The sequence below is a fragment of the Acinetobacter sp. 129952 genome (assembly GCF_056642055.1).
The window spans coordinates 1-1,218 of record NZ_JBWVSU010000034.1; the positions used below are offsets into that span (position 1 = coordinate 1).

A 1,218-nucleotide genomic window follows, 5' to 3' on the forward strand; every position below is an offset into this window, starting at 1 on the left:
GGATAAGGAAATGAAAATAAATATACTTAAACAATTATTCATAATATCTGGACTAATATTGACTGTTAACAGTTATGCAGATTCATCGTTATTAGCAAAAAATTTACCTCAAGAATTTTATGTAGGAACATGGACAGCTAGTGCTCCAGATGGGCTAGGCGCTTTAAAATCAGATTTCCCAAGCAAAGGAATTTATAAAGTCCGTTTAAACACAGATGGCACATTGTTACCGATAAATCATGTTTAAGCGGATAATCCATCATGGCTGGTCATTGATAAAAAGAATCAATATTTTTATGCGACAAATGAAAATAATGCCGATGCTGAAGGCTCTGTTTCAGCATTTAGGATAGATCAGGAGGGTAATTTAACGTTTCTGAATGCAGTCAATAGCTTGGGTCAACAACCGACACATGCTGAAATTTCGCAGGATAATCATTTTCTGTTTGTCGCGAATTATTCTGCCCGCTCTGGTCACGCAGGTGTTGCTGTATTTGCAATTCTTGATAATGGTTCATTAGGGGCGTCCGTACAGAATATCCCTTTTTTAAAGGGAAGCAAGGCCTTGCCTGAGCGCCAAATAGATGGACATGCGTATTCCATTACCTTTGATATAGAGGGTAAAACAGTATATTTAGCAGATTTGGGAAGCGATTTGATTCAGGCATATGACTATCTTCCCAAAGCTAAGCATCCCTTAAAAAGAAATAAAACGTTAGATTTACATTTCCCAGCAGGCAGTGGACCTCGTCATCTGAGGTTTAGTAAAAATGGCGATTACGCATATGCTTCCACAGAAATGGGCGCTCAGGTTGTGGTCTTTAAAAGAGTAGATAGAAAATATACCAAGATTCAGCAAGAAAATTTAACTACTCAAACTGCTGCTGATTTTAAGGGTGGTGCTGGGCTACTTCTCTCTCCAGACCAACGGTTTTTATATGTAGGAAATCGGCGCAAAAGTAATGAAATTGTTGCCTATTCAGTTAGCCAAGAAACAGGACGGCTAACTTTAGTTGGGCATTATTCGAGTGGCGGTATTGAGCCACGCGCATTTGATATTGATGCAACTGGTCAGTATTTAATTGTAACCAATGTCTTTAGCAACACGGTGAGCCAGTTCAAACGCAATCTAGAAACAGGAGCCTTAACTCCCACACATGTTGCTTTACAGATTGGTTTACCTACAGATATTAAATTTATTTCAAAATAAAACGAGTT

1 protein-coding gene and 1 pseudogene are annotated in these 1,218 nt (G+C 38.4%); both read left to right on the plus strand.

Going from position 1 to position 1,218, the window contains the following annotated elements; translation table 11 throughout:
- Positions 1–247: hypothetical protein (locus tag AC1IR0_RS15590; RefSeq protein WP_479741563.1), on the plus strand; the 247-nt coding region annotated here is incomplete at its 5' end.
- Positions 248–262: 15 nt separating this feature from the next.
- A pseudogene (locus AC1IR0_RS15595) lies at positions 263–1,210 on the plus strand (lactonase family protein); the annotation flags it as partial.
- Positions 1,211–1,218: the final 8 nt, after the last annotated feature.